General features: G+C 45.4%; 24 protein-coding genes. 7 read left to right on the top strand and 17 right to left on the bottom strand.

Translation table 11 applies throughout. The annotated features are described in order from the left end of the window. Positions 1-28 precede the first annotated feature (28 nt). A complete protein-coding gene (locus OO016_RS09345; protein WP_266012869.1) occupies positions 29-874 on the top strand; it encodes an aminotransferase class IV in 846 nt (281 codons plus the stop codon). Here the strand turns inward: OO016_RS09345 and OO016_RS09340 are convergent. The 5 genes from OO016_RS09340 to OO016_RS09320 all read right to left on the bottom strand — a co-directional run bounded on the left by OO016_RS09340 (position 871) and on the right by OO016_RS09320 (position 5,402). Next, the gene (locus tag OO016_RS09340) at positions 871-1,431 is read right to left on the bottom strand and encodes a YqgE/AlgH family protein (RefSeq protein WP_266012866.1); all 561 of its coding nucleotides are present in this window, start codon (positions 1,429-1,431) and stop codon (positions 871-873) included. The two genes, OO016_RS09345 and OO016_RS09340, sit on opposite strands and share 4 nt — an antisense overlap. 116 nt (positions 1,432-1,547) lie before the next feature. Next, a complete protein-coding gene (locus OO016_RS09335) occupies positions 1,548-1,820 on the bottom strand; it encodes an HU family DNA-binding protein (RefSeq protein ID WP_266012863.1) in 273 nt (90 codons plus the stop codon). Between the two features lie 176 nt (positions 1,821-1,996). Then, positions 1,997-2,944, bottom strand: a complete 948-nt coding sequence (gene fmt / locus OO016_RS09330; protein WP_266012860.1) for a methionyl-tRNA formyltransferase — start codon at positions 2,942-2,944, stop codon at positions 1,997-1,999. Beyond that, positions 2,941-4,839 carry a RecQ family ATP-dependent DNA helicase gene (locus tag OO016_RS09325; protein WP_266012857.1) on the bottom strand — a complete coding sequence of 633 codons (1,899 nt, stop codon included), beginning with the start codon at positions 4,837-4,839 and terminating at the stop codon, positions 2,941-2,943. The genes fmt and OO016_RS09325 overlap by 4 nt, the downstream gene beginning before the upstream one ends. Continuing rightward, the gene (locus tag OO016_RS09320; protein WP_266012854.1) at positions 4,836-5,402 is read right to left on the bottom strand and encodes an AAA family ATPase; all 567 of its coding nucleotides are present in this window, start codon (positions 5,400-5,402) and stop codon (positions 4,836-4,838) included. The genes OO016_RS09325 and OO016_RS09320 overlap by 4 nt, the downstream gene beginning before the upstream one ends. 88 nt (positions 5,403-5,490) lie before the next feature. On the opposite strand from OO016_RS09320, the gene OO016_RS09315 reads away from it, so the two are divergent. The 4 genes from OO016_RS09315 (at position 5,491) to OO016_RS09300 (ending at position 8,173) form a co-directional block, all read left to right on the top strand. Then, entirely contained in the window at positions 5,491-5,778 is a 288-nt protein-coding gene (locus tag OO016_RS09315; RefSeq protein WP_266012851.1) for a DUF493 family protein, read from the top strand. A 68-nt stretch (positions 5,779-5,846) separates the two neighbouring features. Continuing rightward, the gene (locus tag OO016_RS09310) at positions 5,847-6,503 is read left to right on the top strand and encodes a DUF4290 domain-containing protein (RefSeq protein ID WP_439649318.1); all 657 of its coding nucleotides are present in this window, start codon (positions 5,847-5,849) and stop codon (positions 6,501-6,503) included. 12 nt (positions 6,504-6,515) lie between these two features. Next, positions 6,516-7,823: a UDP-N-acetylglucosamine 1-carboxyvinyltransferase gene (murA, locus tag OO016_RS09305; RefSeq protein ID WP_266012846.1), complete on the top strand. Its 1,308-nt coding sequence runs from the start codon at positions 6,516-6,518 to the stop codon at positions 7,821-7,823. A gap of 26 nt (positions 7,824-7,849) precedes the next feature. Next, positions 7,850-8,173: a GNAT family N-acetyltransferase gene (locus OO016_RS09300; protein WP_266012843.1), complete on the top strand. Its 324-nt coding sequence runs from the start codon at positions 7,850-7,852 to the stop codon at positions 8,171-8,173. A 29-nt stretch (positions 8,174-8,202) separates the two neighbouring features. Here the strand turns inward: OO016_RS09300 and OO016_RS09295 are convergent, their stop codons facing one another. The 9 genes from OO016_RS09295 to OO016_RS09255 form a co-directional block, all read right to left on the bottom strand. Continuing rightward, complete coding sequence (locus tag OO016_RS09295) at positions 8,203-8,619, bottom strand: hypothetical protein (RefSeq protein WP_266012840.1); 417 nt, start codon at positions 8,617-8,619, stop codon at positions 8,203-8,205. Further along, positions 8,619-9,620: a pirin family protein gene (locus tag OO016_RS09290; protein ID WP_266012837.1), complete on the bottom strand. Its 1,002-nt coding sequence runs from the start codon at positions 9,618-9,620 to the stop codon at positions 8,619-8,621. Before OO016_RS09290 ends, OO016_RS09295 begins: the two co-directional genes overlap by 1 nt. A 10-nt stretch (positions 9,621-9,630) precedes the next feature. Beyond that, entirely contained in the window at positions 9,631-10,074 is a 444-nt protein-coding gene (locus OO016_RS09285; RefSeq protein WP_266012834.1) for a VOC family protein, read from the bottom strand. Between the two features lie 24 nt (positions 10,075-10,098). After that, on the bottom strand, positions 10,099-11,052 hold the full coding sequence (locus OO016_RS09280; protein WP_266012831.1) for a TolB family protein: 954 nt from the start codon (positions 11,050-11,052) through the stop codon (positions 10,099-10,101). Positions 11,053-11,064: 12 nt separating this feature from the next. Continuing rightward, the gene (locus OO016_RS09275; protein WP_266012828.1) at positions 11,065-11,496 is read right to left on the bottom strand and encodes a (4Fe-4S)-binding protein; all 432 of its coding nucleotides are present in this window, start codon (positions 11,494-11,496) and stop codon (positions 11,065-11,067) included. A 39-nt stretch (positions 11,497-11,535) separates the two neighbouring features. Further along, positions 11,536-12,963: an amidohydrolase gene (locus OO016_RS09270; protein WP_266012825.1), complete on the bottom strand. Its 1,428-nt coding sequence runs from the start codon at positions 12,961-12,963 to the stop codon at positions 11,536-11,538. 114 nt (positions 12,964-13,077) lie between these two features. Further along, positions 13,078-14,385 carry a cryptochrome/photolyase family protein gene (locus OO016_RS09265; protein WP_266012822.1) on the bottom strand — a complete coding sequence of 436 codons (1,308 nt, stop codon included), beginning with the start codon at positions 14,383-14,385 and terminating at the stop codon, positions 13,078-13,080. Continuing rightward, a complete protein-coding gene (locus tag OO016_RS09260) occupies positions 14,386-15,078 on the bottom strand; it encodes an SDR family NAD(P)-dependent oxidoreductase (protein WP_266012819.1) in 693 nt (230 codons plus the stop codon). Between the two features lies 1 nt (position 15,079). Then, positions 15,080-15,577 carry an SRPBCC family protein gene (locus OO016_RS09255; RefSeq protein WP_266012816.1) on the bottom strand — a complete coding sequence of 166 codons (498 nt, stop codon included), beginning with the start codon at positions 15,575-15,577 and terminating at the stop codon, positions 15,080-15,082. A gap of 154 nt (positions 15,578-15,731) precedes the next feature. Here OO016_RS09255 and OO016_RS09250 point away from each other — a divergent pair, with 154 nt between their 5' ends. Next, positions 15,732-16,889 carry a hypothetical protein gene (locus OO016_RS09250; RefSeq protein WP_266012813.1) on the top strand — a complete coding sequence of 386 codons (1,158 nt, stop codon included), beginning with the start codon at positions 15,732-15,734 and terminating at the stop codon, positions 16,887-16,889. A 90-nt stretch (positions 16,890-16,979) separates the two neighbouring features. Further along, positions 16,980-17,822, top strand: coding sequence for a DUF2911 domain-containing protein (locus OO016_RS09245; RefSeq protein ID WP_266012810.1), 843 nt, complete (start codon positions 16,980-16,982; stop codon positions 17,820-17,822). Positions 17,823-17,858: 36 nt separating this feature from the next. On the opposite strand, the gene OO016_RS09240 is transcribed toward OO016_RS09245, so the two are convergent. The 3 genes from OO016_RS09240 to OO016_RS09230 form a co-directional block, all read right to left on the bottom strand. Next, positions 17,859-19,583 carry a sodium:solute symporter family protein gene (locus OO016_RS09240; protein WP_266012807.1) on the bottom strand — a complete coding sequence of 575 codons (1,725 nt, stop codon included), beginning with the start codon at positions 19,581-19,583 and terminating at the stop codon, positions 17,859-17,861. Positions 19,584-19,687: 104 nt separating this feature from the next. Next, positions 19,688-22,219: a PIG-L family deacetylase gene (locus OO016_RS09235; RefSeq protein WP_266012804.1), complete on the bottom strand. Its 2,532-nt coding sequence runs from the start codon at positions 22,217-22,219 to the stop codon at positions 19,688-19,690. An 83-nt stretch (positions 22,220-22,302) separates the two neighbouring features. Then, positions 22,303-23,265 carry a septum formation inhibitor Maf gene (locus OO016_RS09230; RefSeq protein WP_266012802.1) on the bottom strand — a complete coding sequence of 321 codons (963 nt, stop codon included), beginning with the start codon at positions 23,263-23,265 and terminating at the stop codon, positions 22,303-22,305. Between the last annotated feature and the right edge of the window lie 13 nt (positions 23,266-23,278).

Genomic DNA, 23,278 nt, shown 5'->3' with positions numbered 1-23,278 from the left:
TGGCCTTCATTTCCTGAAGGCCTTTTTTATGATCAATTATCAGGGAAATCTAATTTCCGAAGAAGATCCTATACTGAACCACAACAATAGAGGACTAATCCTTGGGGATGCCCTTTACGAGGATATCAAGGCAGTTAATGGTGAACTGTATTTCTGGGAAGAGCATTATCTCCGGCTTATGTCTTCCATGCGTATTCTGAGGATGGAAATACCCATGAACTTCACCATGGAATTCCTGGAGGAACAGATTAAGGCCGTGATACAGGCCAATGATCTGGGGAATCAACCGGCATTCGTCAGGATCCTTGTCTTCAGAAAGCATGGAGCCGATCTTTTTCAGGAAGACAATGAGGTTGCCTACCTGATAGCCTCAGAAAAGGGGGATGCGCCATTTTATACCATTTCGGAACAGGCCTATGAAGTTGAGCTTTACAAGGACTTCTACCTCAATGCAGACATGTTGTCTAACCTGAACAGCACTAACAGGCTTCTTTCTGTAACTGGCGGTATCTACGCCAGGGAGAATGGATATCAGGATTGCCTTCTGATCAATGCCAGCAAAAACGTTGTACAGGCCCTTGATGGAAATTTATTCCTGGTGAAGGGCAATGAAGTAAAGACACCTCCTCTTAAGGATGGTTGCAGGGATGGCATACTTCGCAGGAAAATACTGGAAATCCTGCAAAAAACAGAAGACTTTAAAGTTTTTGAAGCCTCCATATCTCCTTTCGAATTGCAAAAGGCAGATGAATTATTTATCACCAGCATCCGAAAGGGAATACAGCCAGTAACCAAATATCGAAAAGCAAATTTTAAAACTGAAGTTTCCCGGAATCTCCTTGGCAAGTTAAATGCCCTGGCCCGTCTGGGTTAATTGAGTGCGGGGTTCTCAGGAGCGTTGCTCCATAAAAGGTAATCTCCACCCAACTCTATCATCTTTTCCTTCCAGAATGCGATTGTGGATTTCTTTATGATGTCGCTTTCATAGTCGTTACGCGCAACAATCCAGGACCGGGAGGAGAGTTCCTGATCCAGTTGTAGGGAAGCCCATCCTGAATATCCGAGGAAAAACCGGATATCCTTATCGGTGATCTCTTTACTGTTGATCAATTCTACGGTACGTTCAAAGTCGCCCCCCCAATAAATACCATCGGAGATTTCAATACTCCCGTTAATGAGGTGGGGCACCTTATGGATAAAGTAAAGGTTGTCCTGTTCTACAGGCCCCCCATTGAACACCTGAAAGGGTACATGGATTTCCTCTACCAGATCGCTAATGTCAAAATCAAGCGGTTTATTCAAAATAAAACCTACAGAACCTTCTTCATTGTGCTCTGCCAACAGTACTACCGACCGGTTGAATGATACATCCCCGGTTAGTGCAGGCTCGGCGATAAGCAACTTACCTTTTTTGGGTTTAAGTGTCTGCATGGTTTTAACTCTAAAATAAAAATAGAATAATTGCGCTAAAAAACAAAAAGGGCAATAAATCAAAAAAGCACCTTCTGATTTGGAAGGTGCTTTTGGAATATCTTAGAAAGTCCGGATTAGTTTACAGCGCTGCTTAAATCAGATCCAGCTTTAAACTTAACTACATTCTTAGCAGCGATTTTGATAGTAGCTCCAGTAGATGGATTTCTTCCTTCACGTGCATTTCTTTTGGAAACAGACCAGGATCCAAATCCTACAAGAGAAACCCGGTTACCACCTTTAAGTGATTTTTCTACGTTGCTCAGGAAAGATTCCAGTGATTTTTTGGCGGCGGCTTTAGTGATACCGGCATCGGCTGCCATGGCATCAATCAATTCTGTTTTGTTCATAATTTAAATCAATTAATTGTTGTTAAATATTTCAAAGCGTAAACAAATTTATATGGATTTGCGGTTAACGCAAGTAAATCCGGGGGAAATCGGCTATTTTGTTAATAACTTCGGGCCTTTGTTGATAAAGTAGCAAAAAATTGACTTATCTCCTTAAAGGCAACAGGGACGGGGCTTCAGCCAAGCTTTGCCAAATTATGGATTTGATGGCCGTTCAGAAACTCTTTTACGGACATTTTCTTTTTACCCGAAACCTGAATTTTCTGAAGCAAAATAAAGCCATCAGCAACAGCAACCTTCAGCTCATTATTGGTTAGCACAAGCTTTCCGGGTTCAAGGCCGTGATCCTCTTCCCGGAATGTAGCCTGGTACACTTTGAGTACAACAGCTTTGTCGGGGTTGTAAAGGTTGGACCAGGAGGCAGGGTAAGGACTCAGACCACGGATCTTATTGAATATTTTCTGACCGGGTTCGGTCCAATCTATTTTGCAGGTGTCCCGATGGATCTTTGGGGCGGCCTTCAACTCCGCCGATTCGGATTGTATTACCGGTTTTACTTCACCTTTGGCTATAAGCTCTACCGTCTTCAATATGAGTCCGGCTCCCAACTGCATTAGACGGTCATGCAGAAGCCCGGCATTTTCATCCGGATCAATGCTGGTTTTTTCCTGGAGGATAATTTCCCCTGTGTCTATTCGCTCATTTATATAGAAGGTAGTCACGCCGGTTTCGGTTTCTCCGTTAATAATGGCCCAGTTTATAGGGGCGGCACCACGGTATTGGGGCAGGAGGGAAGCATGCAGGTTTACGGTGCCGTATTCAGGCATTTCCCAGACCGCCCTGGGCAGCATCCTGAAAGCCACAACAATCTGGAGGTTGGCTTTAAGGGAGGCCAGTTCCCGTTGAAAATCAGGATCTTTCAAATTTGTGGGCTGAAGCAGGGTAAGCCCCTTGTCCCTGGCATATCGCTTTACCGCTGATTCGTGTAGTTTCCTCCCACGACCGGCTGGTTTATCCGGGGCCGTTATTACTCCCACAACTTCATAACCTTCCCGCAGCAGGGCGTCGAGGGTGGGTACAGCAAAATCCGGCGTTCCCATAAAGACTATTCGTAGTGCTCTCATGTATTCAGAATGTATTCATTTTTATGATTCAGGCTTATGCTCCCATCTTCCAGCATTTCCCTCAGGCTTTCCAGGATTATTTCCTCTTCATCGGGCAGGCGGGCTATTAAATCCCTCGAAGTGCTTCCCGAATTCCGGAGCTCCTCCATTATCCTGTCGGGCAGGTCCGTAGACAGTTTAAATTCACCGTATTTTCTCCTGCATACATCACAGGCCCGGCAATCTTCCTTCAGTTCCTCCCCAAAATAGTGAAGCAGCTGCTTACTTCTGCATTTCCTGTCGTTTTCTACATAGTCTAACATTAACCTGAGCTTTTGTTCCTTAAGCTTGTGATGTGCTGTAACTATTTTGGCAAACCGGTTAATTACGAGGTCGTCTTCCCTGGGGATAAGAAATGTAAGCTTCATATCCTGGTCCTGAATATTCAGGCTGACCAGTCCATCGGCTTCCATCTTTTTCAGTGTATTGAAGACTTCATTTTCAGATTTCCCGCTTTTCCTGGCAATTAAAACAGGCTTGATGCGGGTTTCAAAATCGAAGACACCGCCATAGGTCCTGAGCAGTACCTGTATGATTTCAGAGAGACTCTGATTTCCTTCCATGTAGTTAAACAGGTCCTGCTTGGAAGCTTCAAACTTAACCGTGGTATGCCTGCTAAATTCCTGGGACAGACTGATAACAGACTGCTGGTCCAGAATCTGAAGGGCGTTATAGGTAAGCATGTATTGAAAATCATAAGCTTCGCAAAATGCATCAAAATGGAAGGGGTAGCTTTCATGTTCCCCGCCCCCGTAAGGTATTTGAAAATAATTATTCAATTTGCGGTAGACCAGCTTAAGGTATTCTATACTGGGGAGAACGCCTAAAAACTGTTCTTTTAATCGGGTTTCATCAGCCTTATTTGTTAATAAGACTGCCCTGGCAGCTTCTCCGTCCCGGCCAGCCCTGCCCGATTCCTGGAAGTAATTCTCCAAATTATCCGGGATCTGGTAATGTACAACCAGACCAACATCGGGTTTGTCCACCCCCATACCAAATGCATTGGTGGCCACCATGAATTGTACCTTATTCTGCAACCAGTCATTCAGTTTGTCTGATTTTTCGGAATAAGATATGCCTCCATGGAAAAAATGGCTCTTTAATCCCTTTTCATTCAGGAAATAAGCCAGTTCCTGGGTCATTCGCCTGGAGCGCACGTAGATGATGCCACTTTTGGCCTCTGCCTTGCAAAGCATTGCCAGGCGATATCTTTTATCCTCTTCCCAGAAAACGGTGTAGCTGATATTTTTACGCAAAAAGGAATCTTTGAAAACACGAGGATAGGAAAGGCCAAGATTGTCAACAATATCCCGGGCTACCTGTTTAGTGGCTGTGGCTGTAAGCGCCATTACAGGGGCTTCAGGGTGCAACTCCCTTAGAATAGCGCAATCCAGGTAAGCCGGACGAAAATCATGCCCCCACTGGGAAATACAATGGGCTTCATCAATGGCGATCAACTTTACCGGCATGCCCTTGATCTTCTCCCGTACCAGTTCCTGTTGAAGGCGTTCAGGTGATAAATAAAGAAAGCTGTAGTTGCCGTAAAGGCAATTGTCTAACTGAGTCAGCACCTCTTCAAAACGAAGTCCGCCAGTAAGTCCCAGGGCTTTGATGCCTTTGTTTTTTAACGCCCGTACCTGGTCTTCAATAAGCGCAATTAAGGGGCTGACCACGATGCATATACCCTCCTGTAGCAGCGCAGGGACCTGATAGCATACTGATTTTCCACCCCCGGTTGGCAAAAGGGCCAGGACATCCTCTTTTTGCAATACGGCATCGATAATACTTGCCTGAGAGCCGCGAAAGCTTTCAAAGCCCCAGTACTTTTTAAGGATTTGGGATGCATCTTCCCTCACTCTTCCAGGTTTAATGCTTCAATTATAAATTTTGTGCGCTCTGCTACGGTTCCCTTCGGAACCATTACCGGGCCATATCCAAGTCCCTGATAAGTCTCTTCCAGGTGGCTGTGGATGGCTACAGCTTCATCAAAGGATTCAAGGCGCTCGTCATCGGCCCTGTAAATATCTTTCCAGGGGGGTAACAAAATTACTTCATCATACCGCAATTCCCTGCAGGCCTGTTCAAAATATTGGGTATAAGACTGCCCGAAGTAATTCATGTATGCAATTACATCCGGGATGCCCCTATCGTAGAACACTATGGAAGTCTGGTGCATACTGGCCTTGTGGTATTGTTCCATGCGCCCCTCGAGCAATTTGGTGTTAAAATCAAAGGGATCCTGAACAAAGGCAAGAGGATTTTGGGCCACCTCATGGGCAGGAGTCTCCCTTTTAGCCTCAGAGGTAAGGCTCCTTATAATTTCCTCAAAACAGGTATACCCCCGGTTGAGAAGGGCATTTATCAGACTGGTTTTTCCAGTACCCGGACCTCCTGTTATTACAACTTTTTTTGGTGGCATTGAAAGTGATTCTGGTATTACAAAAGTAATCATTCAGGCCCTGCTCTTAAAATTGATAATGTTCGCGTATCTTTGCAAAAAGATTGTGATGGAATCCGAAAAAGCCGAGGCATTTTACAACAGGTTGAAAGGCGAGCTACTCAAGAACACTACATGGCCTGCGGACTACCTCTATAAATTTATTGTCCCCACGGATCCGAAACGGATAAACCAAATTCAGGATGTTTTTGACAATACGGGGGCGGTAATCGAATCCAAACAATCCAGGAAAGGAAAATATACCAGCCTTTCCATCACAGTTCATTTGAAAAATCCGGATGAAGTAATTGAAAAATACAAGGAAGTAGGGAAGGTAGAAGGGGTAATCTCCTTATAAAGCTACTTATGAACCATAATTTTGTTACCTTGCTTCCGTTATCCAATTACTACCCTTAAACTACATATATATTGGACGCAGTTAACCATTTAGAATACAATACAGAACGCCCTAAGTTAATTATCCCTGAATACGGTCGCCACTTCCAGAAGATGGTGGATTATGCCGTATCCATAGAAGATCGGGAAGAACGTAACCGCGTAGCCCAGGCAATCATAAGCGTAATGGGAAATTTACAGCCCCACCTGAGGGACGTTCCTGATTTTCAGCATAAACTCTGGGATCAGTTATTTATAATGTCTGATTTTAAACTGGATGTAGATTCTCCATTTCCCATTACAAGCAAGGAAGTGCTCCAGCAACGACCTGACCCTCTGGAATACCCACAGAATCACCCCAAATACCGCTTTTACGGCAATAATATCAAACGAATGATTGATGTTGCTACCAATTGGGAGAAAGGGGATAAAAGATCAGGCCTGGAATATGCCATAGCCAACCATATGAAAAAGTGTTACCTCAACTGGAACAAGGATTCCGTAGATGATAAGGTAATATTTAAGCATTTATATGAACTTAGTGATGGCAAGATCGACCTGGCATCAGATGGCGAAAATTTAACGGATAGCGGGCAATTCCTGAAAAACCGCACTGCAAAATCCAACCGTGGCGGTTCCGGTAAAAAGAGCTCTCGAGGAGGTAGTCGCGGAAAGAAACGTTATTAACCACCATATTTTATGGGTACATTTAAAATTGAAGGAGGCCACAAACTTCACGGGGAGATTAAACCCCAGGGAGCCAAGAACGAGGCCTTGCAAATCCTTTGTGCTGTTTTATTAACCCCAGAAAAAGTAACCATTCACAACATCCCGGATATTCTGGATGTAAACAAACTCATCCTGCTGCTGGAAGATCTGGGTGTCAAGATCCAGAAAAAGGGCAAGGGGTCCTACACCTTCAAGGCAGATGACGTTAACCTGGAATACCTTCAATCTGAAAAATTCAAGCAGGACGGCAGGGGGCTGAGAGGCTCTATTATGCTTGTTGGTCCACTTTTGGCCAGGTTTGGAAAGGGCTATATTCCCAAACCTGGAGGCGATAAGATTGGAAGAAGGCGACTGGACACCCATTTTGAAGGTTTTATTAACCTGGGTGCCAAATTCCGCTATAACAAGGAAGAGTACTTCTATGGCGTAGAAGCTACCAAACTTAAAGGCGCCTATATGTTGCTTGATGAAGCTTCAGTAACAGGTACGGCCAATATTGTAATGGCTGCAGTCCTCGCAGAAGGGAAGACCACTATTTACAATGCCGCATGCGAACCTTACCTGCAGCAACTTTGCAAGATGTTAAATCGCATGGGGGCTAAAATTTCCGGGATCGGTTCCAATCTGCTGGAAATTGAAGGGGTTTCGGAACTTGGAGGAACTGAACACACCATGTTGCCTGATATGATTGAGATCGGCAGCTGGATAGGACTGGCGGCAATGACCCGCAGTGAACTTACCATCAAGGATGTAAGCTGGGACGACCTGGGGCAGATACCCAATGCCTTTCGCAAATTAGGGATCTCCATTGAGCGCAGGGGAGATGATATCTTTATCCCGGAACATCAGGAGGGATATAAGATCCACAATTATATAGACGGCTCCATTCTAACCGTTGCCGACGCACCCTGGCCGGGACTGACCCCCGATTTGCTCAGTATTATTCTCGTAGTGGCTACACAGGCGAGGGGAGAAGTACTCATTCATCAAAAAATGTTTGAGAGCAGGCTCTTTTTCGTTGATAAACTGATAGATATGGGAGCCAAGATTATCTTGTGCGACCCACACCGGGCTACCGTTATTGGGCACGACTTTAAATCGACCTTAAAGGCTACCACAATGGTGTCACCGGATATACGGGCCGGTGTATCCCTGTTAATTGCTGCGCTAAGCGCAAAAGGGACATCCATAATACATAACATCGAGCAGATAGACAGGGGTTATGAGGATATCGATACCCGACTCCGGGCTATCGGGGCTAAAATTGACCGTGTTTAAATCCTAATAAAAGCTGAGGTTAAGCAATGGAACGATCACAATGGGAAAGCAGACCTCTACTGGTGCGAGACATGGGAGGAAAAAAACGCTTTCAATTAGGAGAAGGCGATATAACCCCCTTTATCGAGTTTATTCAGAATAAGCAGAATACCATATTCCTGACCCATACCGAAGTTCCCCAATCCCTTGAAGGGAATGGACTGGGAAGCCTTATCGTTTCCAGGACACTGGAGTATATTCGCGGTGAAGGCCTGAAAATGGCACCCCTTTGTCCTTTTGTTGCGGCTTATTTAAAAAAGCATCCGGAACACGCAAACGAGATCCTGGCCCCGGGTTACTCCATTTCCTGAAAACGGCTATCCGCAGTGTAACTACAGAATTACAAAACCCTGTAATTAATCAGGTTAATCAAAAAGACCAGGGTCCAGGGCAGGGTCCGGGACCAGCTCAGGTTGACCAGCCTTCGAAGATCTGCCTGCTTTGCTTTACCCGCATCAATTTTTTGGTGAATGGGAACAAAGTAGGCGAAGGTAAACAACCAGATTGCCAGGATTAGGATAAACGAAATAAGATTATATCCAAATGGTTCCCGAATTATATGATAGATGGCTATCCCCAACTGCACAAGCATCAGGGGTGCAACGATAACGGTTATCCTTGGGGTATATTTGCGATGCCATGAAATAAGGTCAGAAGGATTGTATTCCAGAAACCCGGGATAAACGATTAATTGAACCATCCAGGCCAGTACGCATAACCCTGCATCTGCCAGCAAACCTAGTAAAGGGGTTTCCATTAATTTCGTTCTTCAAGGTGTCCATCCGGATATAGCGCAAAGCGCCCTTTATCCCTGTCGTGAACATACTCTGCTTCAGGCCAGGGCCATCCTCCGAATTCCGTATCACGGTATTCTCGCATGGCTTCCTGTATTTCCTCCTGCGTATTCATTACAAATGGGCCATATTTTGCCACAGGCTCAGCTATAGGGGCTCCTTGCAAAAGCAGAAGGCCAGCCTGTTTATTGCCATTCTGAACAGTAATTGCTGCTCCAGCTACCAGATCAGCACCGTGATCAACCTTCATTTGTGAATCATTAAGGCTTACTTCTTCCCCTTCGAAGAGGTAAAGGCTTCTATTGATGGAATCGCCTGTTACGGGCAACTGAAGACTTGCACCAGGGTCCATTGTTATTTCCCAGATGCCTACTTCATTCTGGGAATTCGCAGCCCAGGAGTTTGGCGGAGGCGCTACTCCCTTCTCTTCCCCCCATTTACCAGCAACGATCCTCAATTGTACCCCTTGCCGCTTTACTATGGGAATGTCTTCATGCCAAAGCATTTTGAAGTAGGGCTCTGTTAATTTATCCTGTCTGGGCAGGTTGAGCCATATCTGAAAAAGTTCCAGCGTATTAGGCGCATCCCGATTGATCAGCGGAAACATTTCAGAGTGCTGTACTCCTTTACCAGCGGTCATCCATTGTACGTCTCCTTCCCCAAAGCGCCCCGCGGCACCCAGGGAATCTGTATGGTCGCAATACCCCTGATTAACTATGGTAACTGTTTCAAAACCCCGGTGAGGATGATAGGGGAACCCAGGTACTTTTTTCCCGTGATACATCCGCCAGCCATCCTTAATTACAAAATCTCCACCCAGGTTCCTTCCTTCAAGGGGGGCATCCGGACCCATTTCCTCATTGCCTTGGGGGTAATGGTCCAGATGGTAAACACAAAACAAGAAGGGATCCTGGGTCTGCCAGGGAAATCCAAGGGGATATATTCGTTTGATATCAGAATTCATATACAAGGGTTTAGTGTTTGGCATTATTGATCTCAATCCAATTCCTTTCCGGATCAAGTATATAGATTTGTTTAACCCCATCGGCCCTGTTGGTTACAGCACCTTTATTGCCAGGCCAGTCCCAATAGGGTATTTCTCTGGCATTTAAATGTTCTATAAATGTTTCCAGATTAGCCGTGGATAAACAAAGATGCACACTTTTATTTTCCTGGCGGACCACTGTATCCTTGCCAATAAGGTGCAACTGGTGGCTGCCCCGGATCCTGAACCATCTAAACCCATCAGGATCTGATGGATGGGGAATCTCCTCAAGTTTAAGTACCTCCGCATAAAAATCCCCAACCTTTTTTAAATCCTGGACTACGAAAGAATAATGATCGTAATGAAAGTCAAATTCCTGGGCATTGCTGGTGGATAACCCCAGCAAGATAACGGACATCAGCATGTATTTCATAAAGGAATTTTAGTTTGATCGTTTTTATTTGTACCTGTAGGTTACAAAGGCAAAATGTTTACTGTCAGGAGACCAGGAAGGTACATTTATGGTTCCCTGTCCCCCGGTAAAGGAGGTAAGGGTTTTGACCGACTTGTCCTTCAGGTCCATTAATTTCAAGGCCACTTCTTTCATTGGCGGATGGCCTTCACCCTGGTCCTGAAGGTAAGAAAGGTAAACCAGGTACCTGCCATCAGGTGACGGGTGTGGGAACCAATTGGAGAACTTATCGTCTGTTAATTGCGTATGCTCCTTCCCGTCCGGGTCCATCCTCCACAACTCCATAGACCCGGAGTGGGCGGAATTGTAATAAATATATTTACCATCCGGACTGTATTCAGGACCATCCTGAAGGCCAGGTAAATCGGTCAGCCGTATTTCATCACCACCATCCAAGCTGATTTTATAAATGTCGTATTCTCCACCCCGTTCTGCCACATAGACCAGCCACTTATCATCCGGAGACCAGCCATGCCAGTAGGAGGGGGCATTTGGAGTGATCAGTTCTGGTTTTCCCCCCGTGACAGGCAGCACGTAAATACGTGAACCTCCTGAGTTAGGGTTTGGGGGGGGATCGTTGTTGCTTATAGCAATAAGCTTTCCGCTAAAAGAAATGCCATGATCATTATTGCAACGTGTGGCCATGCCGCTATTCAGCTGCTCCTTACGGCTGTCTTTGAGGTAAACCCTGTAAAGTTTGCCTTCCTGGTTTATGAGCAGGTAAGACCCGTCAGTGCTCCAGTTGGGGGCTTCAAAATGGGCATTCTCAGTCAGGACAACAGTTCGCTTACCTGTGTCCAGCGCATAGGTTTCCAGCTGAGAGATAAGTTCCGAATTTTCCTGAGCATTCAATAAATTCATGAGCAGTGCGAAAAGGAAAAACAAAGGGGCTTTTATAATAGGCCAACGACCCGAAACGAATATGCCTGTTCCTTTCATCTAATGGGGGTTTTAATCAGAAAAATCAATTTTGTTGTGGGTTCCATCGCAGTAGGGCTTGTTCCCGGAGGCTCCGCATCGGCAAAAAGCTGTTGTACGCTTTTTCATTTCCACCTGTCCATCAGTGCCGGTTATTTCGATTGCACCGTGAACCAGCAGGGGACCACCTGAAGCTACTTCCACCCGGGTTGCCGGTACAGCAGGACTTGCTGTCTGCTTTTCACCTTTCATATAATAACTCAGGGCCCCGGAAGGGCACAGGTCTATCTGGGCTTTTAGTTCATCTGTAGTGGCATTTTCAGCTTTTATCCAGGGCTTTTCATTCGGATTGTAGACTTTGGGAAGGGTTTTTACACAAATCCCGGAATGAATGCACGACTTGGGTTTCCACACCACCACAAGGTCGCCATTCTGATATTCTTTGATAATCTCTCTTTCTGCCATATCGGTTTGCTCTTTTTATAGGTTTAATTGTTTGTATGTTTAGTTTCCAACGGGAGGTGGACCTTCCGGCACGAGGGGTTTGTATATTTCATCTCCTTTTCTCTCAATATATTCCTGCTTAACCTTTTCTACCAGCTTTGGTTTTTCGTACAGGTCTACCATAGTCATCGCCAGAGCCTTGGCGGCATAGATCATGCCTTTGTGCCCAATGCTCATTCCACCACAGGCCACTACAGCCCAGGAATGCCAGGGGGTATCTTTTGGAGCAACCGTAACGCTCAGGTTTATGTTAGGAACATTCCAGCTTACGTCTCCCACGTCCGTAGAGCCCCCTCCGGGGTTTTCCAGGGTTCTTTTAAGCGGACTGATCTTACTATCCATTCCCACCAGCGGTTTGCCCGTTGCGGCCTGGATCTTCTTGCCAAAAGCGGTTTCTTCATTGGTATAGGTAATGGGCCCAAGCAACTCCAGGTTCTTTTGCATGATTTCACCTCCGCTGCGATTTACAAGCACTTCATAGATCCCGGAAATAAGCGATATTTTATAATCCACATTGGCCATGATAGCAGCCCCCTCGGCCATCTTTTGAACCTGTTCATAAACAGGCAACATCCCACTGCGTTTAGTATCCCTTACCCTAACCCAAAGTTTGGCGTAATCAGGTACAACGTTTACTACCTGTCCGCCATCCTGAATATGGTAATGGATTCTTACCGTGGGTTTGATGTGTTCCCTGTAGTAATTGATCCCTGTAGTGTATAATTCAAGTGCGTCTGAGGCACTTCTCCCGTTCCAGGGATCGGCAGAAGCATGGGCAGCCTGCCCGAAGAATTCTACCTTAAAATCAACCAGTGCCAGGGTGCTTTGCACATCTGCTTCGGTGTTTGCTCCCGGATGCCAGCTAAGGTTTACATCCACATCATCCCAGAGCCCCTCACGTACCATCCAAATCTTTCCAAAAAACTTCTCTTCGGCAGGGGTTCCAAAGAATTTTACGGTTCCCTTAAGTTTTCCATCTTCGATGAGTTCTTTGACTGCAATGGCCGATGCCAGGCTGGCCACACCAAAGAGATTATGTCCGCATCCGTGCCCAGCCGCCCCTTCTTTTAAGGCTTCTTTTTCAGGTTGCGCTTTTTGAGAGATACCCGGAAGGGCATCAAACTCACCAAGTACACTAATAACGGGTTTTCCTGATCCATAAGTGGCAACAAAAGCAGTAGGCATGCCCGCCACACCGCGTTCAACCTTAAACCCATTAAATTCTGCCATACTGGCCAGGATTTCTGCTGAAACAGTTTCATCAAATGCAGTTTCAGCCAGTGCCCAGATGGAATCACTGGCATTTATGAATGCTTCCCTGTTCTCCTCTATGGCAGCAATAACATCCCTTTTGTTCTTTCCCATATTTTGAGCTAACAAGGGAGAAGAAATAGATAATAGCAGTAAAAAAGTAATAATACGTTTCATAGGTTTAGTCTGTTTAATATCCTAAAAACATTTCTTTAAGGGTGAAAAACCAAAATGTCAGGAAAGCACCAAATGTCAAATCGGCCTGCTTTAAATATAAGGAAAAAATGAAGCTTAATTCAGGGCTGCCTTGTAAGTTTCCAGGCAGCGCTCGCGAGCCATTTTATGGTCGACTATTTTTTCGGGATAAGCCTCCGTTTCAAATTCCGGAACCCATCTTTTTATGTATCGTCGTTGCTTGTCGAATTTTTCGATTTGCGTCATGGGGTTGAAAATCCGGAAATAAGGAGCTGCATCCACCCCGCTACCACTGGCCCATTGCCAGTTGCCCACATTGCTGCTCAGTTCAAAATCCAGGAGCTTTTCTGCAAAATAGGCTTCTCCCCAACGCCAGTCAATGAGCAAATGCTTGCATAAGAAACTGGCAACCAGCATGCGAACTCGGTTGTGCATATAGCCTGTTGCATTCAGTTCCCTCATGCCGGCGTCTACAAGGGCATATCCTGTCTTTCCTTCTTTCCATTTTTCGAATTCGGATTGATCATTTCTCCAAACAATATTATCGTATTGCTTTTTAAAGGATTCGTGTACCGTTCTGGGGAAATGCCATAGGATCTGCATAAAAAATTCCCTCCAGATAAGTTCATTAAGAAAAGTTTCCTCCTTGCTCCTGAGGGCTTTTTTAGCCAGATGACGGATGGAAACTGTTCCGAAACGGAGGTGTGGACCAAGGCGTGAGGTGCCATTAACGGCCGGGAAATCCCTTTTTTTACCATACTGGTCAATTATGGAACTATCTACTTTATATGGCGGTACTTGTATCTCCGAAGGTCTGAACCCGATTTCCTCCAGACTCAGGTTGGGGAGGTCAGTATCCTTTATCAGGGCATTGAGATGATCCTGGCTGTTATGCTCCTGCAGGTGATTTACCGGCTCCAGCGAAGCTTTCCATTTTCGCATGTAGGGGGTGTATACCACATAAGGGTTTCCATCGTCCTTGGTAATCTCATCTTTAGCAAAAACTACCTGGTCTTTACAGGATATAAAAGGGATCTGGCGGTCAGCCAGGAGTGCTGATATGGCTGAATCCCGTTTTAGGGCATAGGGTTCGTAGTCTTCGTTGGTATAAACGGACTTAACGTCATATGTTTCCAGTAAATTTTGAAAAACTTCTCCTGGTTTACCTTGAAATATAGCTAAGGATGATGCGGCTGATTGTTTGAGGGATTCCCGAATACGCTGTAGGTTCTGGTGTATGAAACTCACACGGGCATCGTCTTCTGGCAGGGAATTAAGGATTTCCGAATCAAAAATAAACAGAGGCAGAACAGGGTAACCCGATTTCAAAGCTGAAAAAAGACCTGCATTATCTTCAATTCGCAGGTCTCTCCTGAACCAGAACAAGCAGACTTCCTGAGCCATTTAGCTTACGTTTAAGGTAGAAAGGCCACCGTCTATACCGAGTATCTGGCCGGTCATCCAGCTACTATCCTCAGACAAGAGGAAAGCTGCCGCTGCAGCAATATCTTCTGCTTTTCCAAAGCGCTTTAATGGATGGCGTTCTGCCATCATTTCACGTTTGCGGTCATTGCTCAGCAATCGGGAAGCTAGGGGCGTATCCACGAGGGATGGCGCTACTACATTGAATCTGATTTTAGGGGCATATTCAGCTGCCAGAGATTTGGCAAAGCCCTCAATAGCGCCTTTAGCTGCTGCCACGCTGCTATGAAAAGGCATTCCTGTACCTACCGCAACTGTGCTGAAAAAAACAATGCTGGAACCCGTTGCCATCAATGGCATAACTTCTTTGGTAACCTTGACGAGGTTGAAGAAATTGAGTTGCATATCCGTAACAAAGGATTCCGTACTCATCATCTTGAACGGCTTAAGGTTAATGCTACCCGGACAATATACAAAACCATGAAGTTCCCCGGGCAGGGCACTTAAATCCAGTGAATCCGAAGCGGCATCGAAAGGGATGTGGGTAACACTCATGCCTTCCAATCCTTCATTGCTCCGGGAAGCTACAAAAACCTGATTTCCGTTTTGGAGCATTGACGCAAGAGCATTGCCAATTCCATAGGAGCCTCCAATTAGTAGAATGTTCTTTTTCATATTAAAAACTATCGAATTTTAGTTGGGTTTCCTTACCTGGAACCGATCCAAACAACTCCTTGAGTTTAGCTTCCCGGTAGGAAAAGATTTGCTTTAACTGCTTTTTAACCAGAATGGGGTGTGCTAACTGGCCCAGCCATCCCAGGGGTAGTTTGTAATGGATAAGGTCTTCCATCTCCATTCCCTCATCAATCTGGTGAATAAAATGCTTGTGATGCCATAATTTGTATGGCCCAAAACGCTGCTCGTCCACAAAATAGGAGCCCTTTTCCACATGAGTGATCTCGGTTACCCACTTGGTTGTAAATCCTGGAAAAGGAGAAACTTTATATTGTATGATCTGTCCTGCATACATGGATCTTTCTGCGCCGGAATGAATCTTAAAACCCATATGATCTGGGGTAATTACCTTTAGGTTAGCCGGATCAGACAAAAATTCCCAGGCCTGATCCCTCTTGATAGGCAGCGCTTGTCTGGCATGTAAGGAGTAGATTTTCATCTTTGCTTTTGAACAAAGATAAACTCATTTTGTTTAATATATGCTTTTATATTGTTAAACAAAAATAAATTCTGGATACAGACAGCTATTTAAAAAGCGGAATGGCCGAATTTTTGGTTGTGCTGGGCTCGATTTCGTACCTTTTCCGCGAGATATGGGAACACTTATTATCCGGTTCGGACAAATACTTGTATTGCTATTGGGGTTTGGCCTTCAAGCACAACCACAACTGTCCTTCCTGGGTACCTTGCCTCAGGAAATACGGGAAACTTCCGGTCTTATGTTTTACAACGGTAAGGTTTACACCCATAACGACTCCGGATCAGAAGCAGTGATTTACGAAATTGACACCCTTAATTTCAGCATCCGAAGAACCATTCAAATTAACGGAGCGCAGAATATAGACTGGGAAGACCTGGCCAGAGATGAGCGTTACCTCTATATCGGTGATATTGGTAATAACCTGGGTGCCCGGACGGACCTGAGGATTTATCGTGTACTCTTATCGGAATTGGATACAGGAACTGCAGCAACTGCCGAGGTCATTAGTTATTCGTACGCAGACCAAACTGTTTTTGATGCGGAAACCGATAGTGACTGGGACGCTGAAGCGCTTATTTCTTATGGAGATGAACTCATTGTATTTACCAAACAATGGCAGTCCCTTGGAACTGTTGCATATACGTTGCCCAAAACACCCGGTGATTATATTGCGCAGCGTGCAGGCAGCAATGCCATTAACGGGCTGGTAACCGGAGCAGCTTACCATACGGGGTCAGAGGTGGTTTATTTTGTGGGATACAGCACTTTACTACAGCCTTTCCTCTATCGTCTTACAGACCTTGCTACTCCTTTCAGTTTAACGGGATCGGGACAACGTTTTAATCTGGATATTGGATTTGCGCAGATTGAGGCCATAGCTGCTATTGATGAAAACAACTATTTGCTGTCTTCCGAGGCTTTTAGCAGGGATTCACCTCCAATCACTTTAAATCCCTCGCTATTCAGCCTGCAAACTGAGGATATCGTTGAAGAACCTGAAGATAACGGTGATACCGGTGAAGAGACAGTGAGCACCCAATTGTCCGTATTCGTGCCTTTTGGAACCAAGACCCTGGAGTATACCCTGCAAACCAACAGGGAGGTTATTGGCTGGGAAATATTTGATACGACAGGTCGCAGAGTAGATGGGCTAATTGGCGATCAAAACACTGGTAATCAAATTGATATATCTGCATTAAGCAGTTCTGTTTACTACCTAGCTTTTTACCTCCGGGGCACAACAATTGCCAAACCTTTTTTTCTGGATTGAATTGTCTAAACGTTGCTTATTTAAGGATTTCTTAACAATCTGCACCTGCGTTAATCTTTAGCTTTGTGTGGAACACGTAAACCTTTTGATATGAAAAAATTATTGCTTTTAGTAGCTGCTGCAGTAATGTCTTTTAGCCTGCAGGGGCAAATTTCCACCCCACAGCCCAGTCCATTTTCCAAAATTCACCAGGTAGTTGGACTTACTGATGTAACCCTGGAGTATTCCAGGCCATCCATGAGAGGCCGCACCATTTTTGGAGACCTGGTACCATTTGATAAGGTCTGGCGTACCGGTGCCAATGCACGAACTAAAATTACCTTTAGTGATGATGTAACCATTGGTGAAACTACACTTAAGGCCGGCACGTATGCGATTTTCACCAAACCAGGACAATCCAGCTGGGACATTTACTTCTACACCGATACAGCAGGTGGAGGCACACCTTCTAACTGGGATGAATCAAAGATAGCGGCACAGATAAATGTTCCGGTATACGCACTTGCGGACGATGTCCAAACATTTACTATGAATTTCTACAATCTTACCAATAACGGGGCCGCGCTGGGTATGATGTGGGAAAAAACCTTAGTAGGAGTACCTTTTGCGGTTCCTACCAGAGCTAAGGCACAACAAAGCATCGAAGCCGCCATGGGTGGGCCGTCCGCTAACGACTATTTCTCTGCAGCCCTTTACTATTTACAGGAGGATTTGGATCTGAACAAGGCCAAGATGTGGATTGACAAAGCCGTTTCTATGAACGACCAGGCCTTTTGGATGAGCAGACAACAGTCCCTTATTTATGCTAAGATGGGAGATAAGGCCGGAGCTATCAAAGCTGCTAAAAAATCACTGGCAGATGCCAAGGCAGCCAACAATGCGGATTATGTAAAAATGAACATGGATTCCCTCAAAGAATGGGGTGCAATGTAATCCAAGAGAAAACAGCTTAAGAAAGACCGGCGGTCATTAACCCGTCGGTTTTTTTATGTTATCGAGGGTAGGATTATTCTGGAAACGGTCAAAAACCTCCAGCAGTAAGGCCAACAGGATCACCAAACCACAACCGAAGGCGTTTAACCAGAGGTACGACATCCAATCCAGGCTAAATCCTATAATAACAATTACCTGTGTGGCAATTGCTGCAATAAAAACCGAATTGCCCCTTACAAACTTGAAGAAGAATGCCAGAAGGAAAATCCCCAGCACGTTACCGTAGAATATAGATCCGATAATATTCACTAATTGTATCAGGTTATCAAACAGGTTCGCGACGCAGGCAATCAGTATTGCTATTATACCCCAAAGTAGGGTAAACCCTTTGGAGGCCATTACATAATGTTTGGCTGCAAAGGAATCTTTTCTGTTTCGCTTGTAAAGGTCTATAGCGGTTATGGTTCCAAGAGCATTGAGTTCCGAAGCCGTGGAAGACATGGCAGCAGACAGGATTACCGCCAGCAGCAAGCCAATTAGGCCCGTGGGCAGATAGTTGAGGATGAAATGGATAAAGACATAGTCTTTGTCATTGGTCTCAACAACATCATCTGCTTTGGCAATAAGGCTCCGTGCCGCATCCCGGTTATTTTTTTCAATCTGTATAACTTCCGTAAGCAGGGTCTCGGCGCCGCGGATCTCATCCTGATTTCCAGAGTCAAGAGCAAGGGAATAGGAATCCTGAGCTGCCTTTTTCTCTTTTTCAATTTCCAGATGCCCCTGTTGGAGAAGCTGGTATTCTTCTGCCCGATCGGAATTGAGAATAGCCTCCGTTGCAGCTGGGTTGAAGTTCAGCGGGGAGGGATTGTACTGGTAAAAAACAAAAACCATCACGCCCACCAGCAGTATAAAGAACTGCATGGGTATCTTGAAAATGGCATTGAAAATAAGCCCCAATTGGCTTTCCCTAACGGATTGGCCGGACAGATATCGCTGTACCTGGCTTTGATCAGTTCCGAAATAGGCCAGAGCGAGGAAAAGACCTCCGGTGATACCGCTCCAGAAGGTATACCTGCTGGAAGTATCGAGGTCAAAATTCAGTATTTCCAACTTTCCACTGGCACCAGCAATTTTCATAGCCTTGTCAAAAGTGATATCTGCAGGGAGGTACCCAAGGATAAAGAAAAAGGCCATGATCATTCCGGTCATGATAATAAACATCTGTTGCTTATGCGTAACGCTTACGGCTTTGGTTCCGCCGGAAACCGTGTAAATAATAACCAGGAGGCCAATGATAATATTCAGGGTACGCAGATCCCATCCCAATACGGCAGAAAGGATTATGGAAGGCGCAAAAATGGTAATTCCTGCAGCGAGTCCTCTCTGGATAAGGAAGAGTATAGCAGCCAGAGTACGGGTTTTAAGATCGAAGCGCTTTTCGAGGAATTCATAAGCTGTATAGACTTTCAGCCTGTGGTACAGTGGAATGAATACAATGCATATGATAATCATGGCCAATGGAAGGCCAAAATAGAATTGCACAAAGCCCATCCCGTCATGGAAAGCCTGGCCCGGAGTAGAAAGGAAGGTGATGGCGCTGGCCTGTGTGGCCATAACGGAAAGACCAATAGTCCACCATTTAGCCTTTTTGCCGCCCAGCACATAGTCCGAAACATCTTTGCTGCCGCGGGTCCTCAGCACACCGTAGATCACAATGAAAAGGAGTGCCCCTGATAATATTATCCAGTCCAGTGAAGCCATCCTACAGGTATCCTTTCATGATTAGATAAAAGGAAAGGATATACAGGGCATTCAAAACAAGAACCCAGGTGTATGCTTTTTTCCAGATAAAATCGTGTTTCATATTATCCCTTTATATTGGGTTTCTTTTTCAGGTCTTGCTTGCCTATTGAAAGGATGTTGGTAAATAACTTGAACGCTCCTGGTACCCCGGCAGGTAGTTCCCTGAAAAAACTCAGCCCTGTATAAATATAATGACCTTTTCCATAGGGTGCGACTAATAAGCTGCCCGATTTTGGAGATTCTCCCTCATCATTCATTGATAAAACAGGAGTAAAACGCTCGTCCCACTCATTAGGGAAATACAAGCCGCGTTCCTGCACCCAGCCATCAAAATCCTTTTTGGTAATTGTATTGGGAAAGTTCAGTACGGGATGGTCCCCAGCCAGAAAGATTACCTCAGAATTCTCATCTGTTACCCGGTCCCTGGAGAGTTGGATGGGGTATGGAGCGAGTTCTTCATAGGGTCTGTCCCTGCGGCCTGCAGTATTGTATTGCAGAACCAGGGTGCCTCCGTTTTCCACGTACTCAAAAAGTAAGGGTTGCCGGAACTTCAGGTCCTCGGATACATTGTAGGCCCTGATTCCGACCACTACGGCATCAAATTTATCAAGTTCTCCCTGCTGGATCTGTTCAGGTTCCAAAACCTGAACATGATAACCTATTTGCCTTAAACTCTCCGCAACATTATCTCCGGCTCCCGGTATATAAGCAATATTTTCTCCCGCTCTATTCAGGTTGAGGCGCACTACTTTAACTTCAGCAGGCAGCAGTACCGACTGCTTTGGGATATGGGAGTAGGGGATAACCTCCAATTGGTGGGTGATCTCCTTGCCGTTAATCCTTATAATCGGGTAGATATATTCTTCTGCTTCGCCTGTAGGTGGCTCAAGCATAAAATTCAGCGTAACAGCCTCTCCTTTCCTGTCAATGGAAAACCTCTGAATAGACTGATCAACCTTCCAACCCTCTGCTGTTTTAAGCTCAACCTCTCCTTCCACATTATCCTTGTGGGCAACAACGGTTACCGGAACCTCTTTAGGAGTGACGTCCGTGAATAAAAGCACCTTGTCCTTGAAACTTGCAGTGGCAGCCGGAAGGATTTCAAAAGGTTCATAGAGCTCACCTTTATCGGGTTTGGAGTATCTATGGATGACATCTCGATCAAAGGTTATGGGTTTTCCTTCGATCTCCATATTGAAAGAAACCACCAGTGCACGAGGTGTTTCCGGTTTCCCTATGAGATCAGGGTCTGCCACCTTGTACATTCCCAGCGATCCTTTTTTTGCCAGCCAGTAGGGACTGGTATAGGTTGTGTTTGGATTTATTTGAGTCTGTAATGTAAATTCTGTCTTTTGGTTATTGACCAGTTCAATAGTTCTCCTGTCCGTCCTTCCATTGGCAAGTTGTACAGAAACCAGACGCATATTGGCTTTACTGCGGTTAACCAGTTCAATATTGAGGTCTGCCGTACTTCCCGGGGTTGCCTCCGAGGCAGCTGCTGAAACCTCGATAAAAAGCCCGGATACCGCAACGATCAATTCCTGCATCTGGCGTGTTTTGATTGCACGCCAGTGGGCATCTTCCAGCTCAGTGATCAAATCATAAGCCTTCATTAATTCGGGAAGATGCGTTGATGGATCTTTAAAATTGAAATTGGCCTGTACCTTATCCAGGATTTCGCCAATGGCTTTACCCCCGGACACTCGGGTCCAAGTAGTATTGATCCCGTCAAAAAGATCTGTTTTGTCCTCTGGAAGGTCCCCCTTGAGCAATTCAATATATTCAGGTTGAGATCCCCTTTCTGAGACCCTGCCAAATCCCTGGCTTAGGTGCTGACTGCTTGCTTTCGCAGCAATCTCATTGTTGGAAAGGCCCTTCATGGGGTAGTAAGTGCCAATATCGAATTGGAGCATATTGTCCTTGTTGGCCTTTTCAAAATTTTCAGGGCTGCCATAGAACCACCATGAAGTATTGAAGAAAATGCGCCTGGGCTGCCATGGTGATAATGTCTGCAGTTGTTCTGCATAAGCCTCTTTGGACCCGGCGATGTCAAAGGCCTCAACACTCAAAATTGCGGATGAGGTATGGTGCCCATGCGTTGAACCGGGGGTACGGTGGTCAAAACGGTTAATAATGATATCCGGACGGAAATTCCTTATGACTCGTACCACATCACCGAGCACGGCCTCCTTATCCCAAATACGAAGAGTTTCATTAGGGTGTTTGGAGTACCCAAAATCATTGGCCCTTGTAAAGAATTGTTCCCCCCCGTCAACACGTCTTGCCGCCAGTAATTCCTGAGTCCTAAGAACACCCAGTAATTCTCGCAGTTCCGTTCCGATCAAATTCTGACCCCCGTCACCACGGGTTATTGAAAGGTATCCGGTACGCGCTTTGAGCTCGTTTGAAAGGTAGGATATCAGTCTTGTATTTTCATCGTCAGGGTGAGCGGCTATATAAAGGGCCGACCCCAGGAAATTCAGTTTTTCCAAGAGCTGGTACGACTCAGATGAGCTATGCTTTTTAGGTGCCTGGGCCAGTGTTGTAGAAAGGATAAATATACTCCCCAGGAGGATAAGGTAGGACTTCCGCATAAAATATACAGTTAGCTGGTACCCAAAGATAGAAAGATTGCGTGCCCTCACGGGGTATTTTACACTTCTTTAACAGCCGGTTCCTATTGTGGTAACCCTAAGGAGTCCCTTAAAATAACGTCCCTGTTACTGTTTTTTTGCCAATAAGGAGTTTTTATGGTTTTTATGCGACGTGCTGTTGAAGTAATAGTTCTTGCGTTACCTCCTGATCGGCTGCCTAGGCTTTCAGTCCAACCCTCTATCTGATGGGGAAACTCCAGGGCATAGCTAATCTGCAGTGAACGGCCCAGTTCGGGATAATTGAGCATATAATTTACTCTGCCATCTTCAAACGTTCTTTTTGCCGTAACGGAGTAAGTAGTAATTTTTTTATGGTTTAGCCGCAAATATTCCAGGGAAGGAATGGCTTTAAAATTTCCAGTGGGCAATGTTTCCGGCCTTAGACGGATTAAATTCCAGAGCTCATCTTCCAGGACCGCTTTTTCAAGGCTCAGGCTTTGATCTGCCTCTCCCTCAAAATAGGAATGGGAAACAACCTCAAAAACATCCCTGTTGTTTATCTGGGTATATACCTGTCCGCACCACTCCTGCACGGAATTGGTAACCTTCAAGGCATGATCTGGCTGGCGGACTGGTGAGAAAGTACTTGTCATTATGGAATAAGGGTAGATACCGGTCAGGAACTTTTTTACATTATTCAATTTAAGCACAGGAATATTATCGGCTCTGCTGTAATTGGCTTTGACCTGCTCTTCAGCAAGGAAGGGTTCAGTAACGAACACCTGAACAGCGTGTCCCTTTCTAAGCTCCCCATAGCGAAGCAATTCCAGTTCAAAACTGCTTACCTCTGCTTCCCCTGCATACCAGTACGATTTAAACTCTTTGGAAATGGCGTTTGCTTTAGGCGGTGCAGTTGGCTTTGTCAGATCAGGTGAAGATTTTACTTCAGTCGCGCTGGCTTTCGCGGTATCGTTGCAACCGTACAAAAGGAATCCTGATATAAAAACAAGGGACAGTAATACGCCGTATTTGGCCAATCTTTTCATAGCTTAAATTTTT

The organism is Lentiprolixibacter aurantiacus (assembly GCF_026241225.1).
In the GTDB taxonomy this organism is placed as follows: domain Bacteria; phylum Bacteroidota; class Bacteroidia; order Flavobacteriales; family Flavobacteriaceae; genus Lentiprolixibacter; species Lentiprolixibacter aurantiacus.
Note: the sequence above shows the minus strand (reverse complement) of the source record. Positions and strands in the feature narration are given on the sequence as shown.

What these genes read in the sequence shown, in the direction of transcription:
- OO016_RS09255 (WP_266012816.1), bottom strand. Translation starts at nt 15,577, where the DNA reads ATGAAAATCTACTCCTTACATGCCAGACAAGCGCTGCCTATCAAGAGG.
- OO016_RS09345 (WP_266012869.1), top strand. Translation starts at nt 29, where the DNA reads ATGATCAATTATCAGGGAAATCTAATTTCCGAAGAAGATCCTATACTG.
- OO016_RS09295 (WP_266012840.1), bottom strand. Translation starts at nt 8,619, where the DNA reads ATGGAAACCCCTTTACTAGGTTTGCTGGCAGATGCAGGGTTATGCGTA.
- OO016_RS09335 (WP_266012863.1), bottom strand. Translation starts at nt 1,820, where the DNA reads ATGAACAAAACAGAATTGATTGATGCCATGGCAGCCGATGCCGGTATC.
- OO016_RS09315 (WP_266012851.1), top strand. Translation starts at nt 5,491, where the DNA reads ATGGAATCCGAAAAAGCCGAGGCATTTTACAACAGGTTGAAAGGCGAG.
- OO016_RS09250 (WP_266012813.1), top strand. Translation starts at nt 15,732, where the DNA reads ATGGGAACACTTATTATCCGGTTCGGACAAATACTTGTATTGCTATTG.
- OO016_RS09280 (WP_266012831.1), bottom strand. Translation starts at nt 11,052, where the DNA reads ATGAAAGGAACAGGCATATTCGTTTCGGGTCGTTGGCCTATTATAAAA.
- OO016_RS09290 (WP_266012837.1), bottom strand. Translation starts at nt 9,620, where the DNA reads ATGAATTCTGATATCAAACGAATATATCCCCTTGGATTTCCCTGGCAG.
- OO016_RS09300 (WP_266012843.1), top strand. Translation starts at nt 7,850, where the DNA reads ATGGAACGATCACAATGGGAAAGCAGACCTCTACTGGTGCGAGACATG.
- fmt (WP_266012860.1), bottom strand. Translation starts at nt 2,944, where the DNA reads ATGAGAGCACTACGAATAGTCTTTATGGGAACGCCGGATTTTGCTGTA.
- OO016_RS09340 (WP_266012866.1), bottom strand. Translation starts at nt 1,431, where the DNA reads ATGCAGACACTTAAACCCAAAAAAGGTAAGTTGCTTATCGCCGAGCCT.
- OO016_RS09240 (WP_266012807.1), bottom strand. Translation starts at nt 19,583, where the DNA reads ATGGCTTCACTGGACTGGATAATATTATCAGGGGCACTCCTTTTCATT.
- OO016_RS09270 (WP_266012825.1), bottom strand. Translation starts at nt 12,963, where the DNA reads ATGAAACGTATTATTACTTTTTTACTGCTATTATCTATTTCTTCTCCC.
- OO016_RS09235 (WP_266012804.1), bottom strand. Translation starts at nt 22,219, where the DNA reads ATGCGGAAGTCCTACCTTATCCTCCTGGGGAGTATATTTATCCTTTCT.
- OO016_RS09230 (WP_266012802.1), bottom strand. Translation starts at nt 23,265, where the DNA reads ATGAAAAGATTGGCCAAATACGGCGTATTACTGTCCCTTGTTTTTATA.
- murA (WP_266012846.1), top strand. Translation starts at nt 6,516, where the DNA reads ATGGGTACATTTAAAATTGAAGGAGGCCACAAACTTCACGGGGAGATT.
- OO016_RS09260 (WP_266012819.1), bottom strand. Translation starts at nt 15,078, where the DNA reads ATGAAAAAGAACATTCTACTAATTGGAGGCTCCTATGGAATTGGCAAT.
- OO016_RS09320 (WP_266012854.1), bottom strand. Translation starts at nt 5,402, where the DNA reads ATGCCACCAAAAAAAGTTGTAATAACAGGAGGTCCGGGTACTGGAAAA.
- OO016_RS09265 (WP_266012822.1), bottom strand. Translation starts at nt 14,385, where the DNA reads ATGGCTCAGGAAGTCTGCTTGTTCTGGTTCAGGAGAGACCTGCGAATT.
- OO016_RS09275 (WP_266012828.1), bottom strand. Translation starts at nt 11,496, where the DNA reads ATGGCAGAAAGAGAGATTATCAAAGAATATCAGAATGGCGACCTTGTG.
- OO016_RS09285 (WP_266012834.1), bottom strand. Translation starts at nt 10,074, where the DNA reads ATGAAATACATGCTGATGTCCGTTATCTTGCTGGGGTTATCCACCAGC.
- OO016_RS09245 (WP_266012810.1), top strand. Translation starts at nt 16,980, where the DNA reads ATGAAAAAATTATTGCTTTTAGTAGCTGCTGCAGTAATGTCTTTTAGC.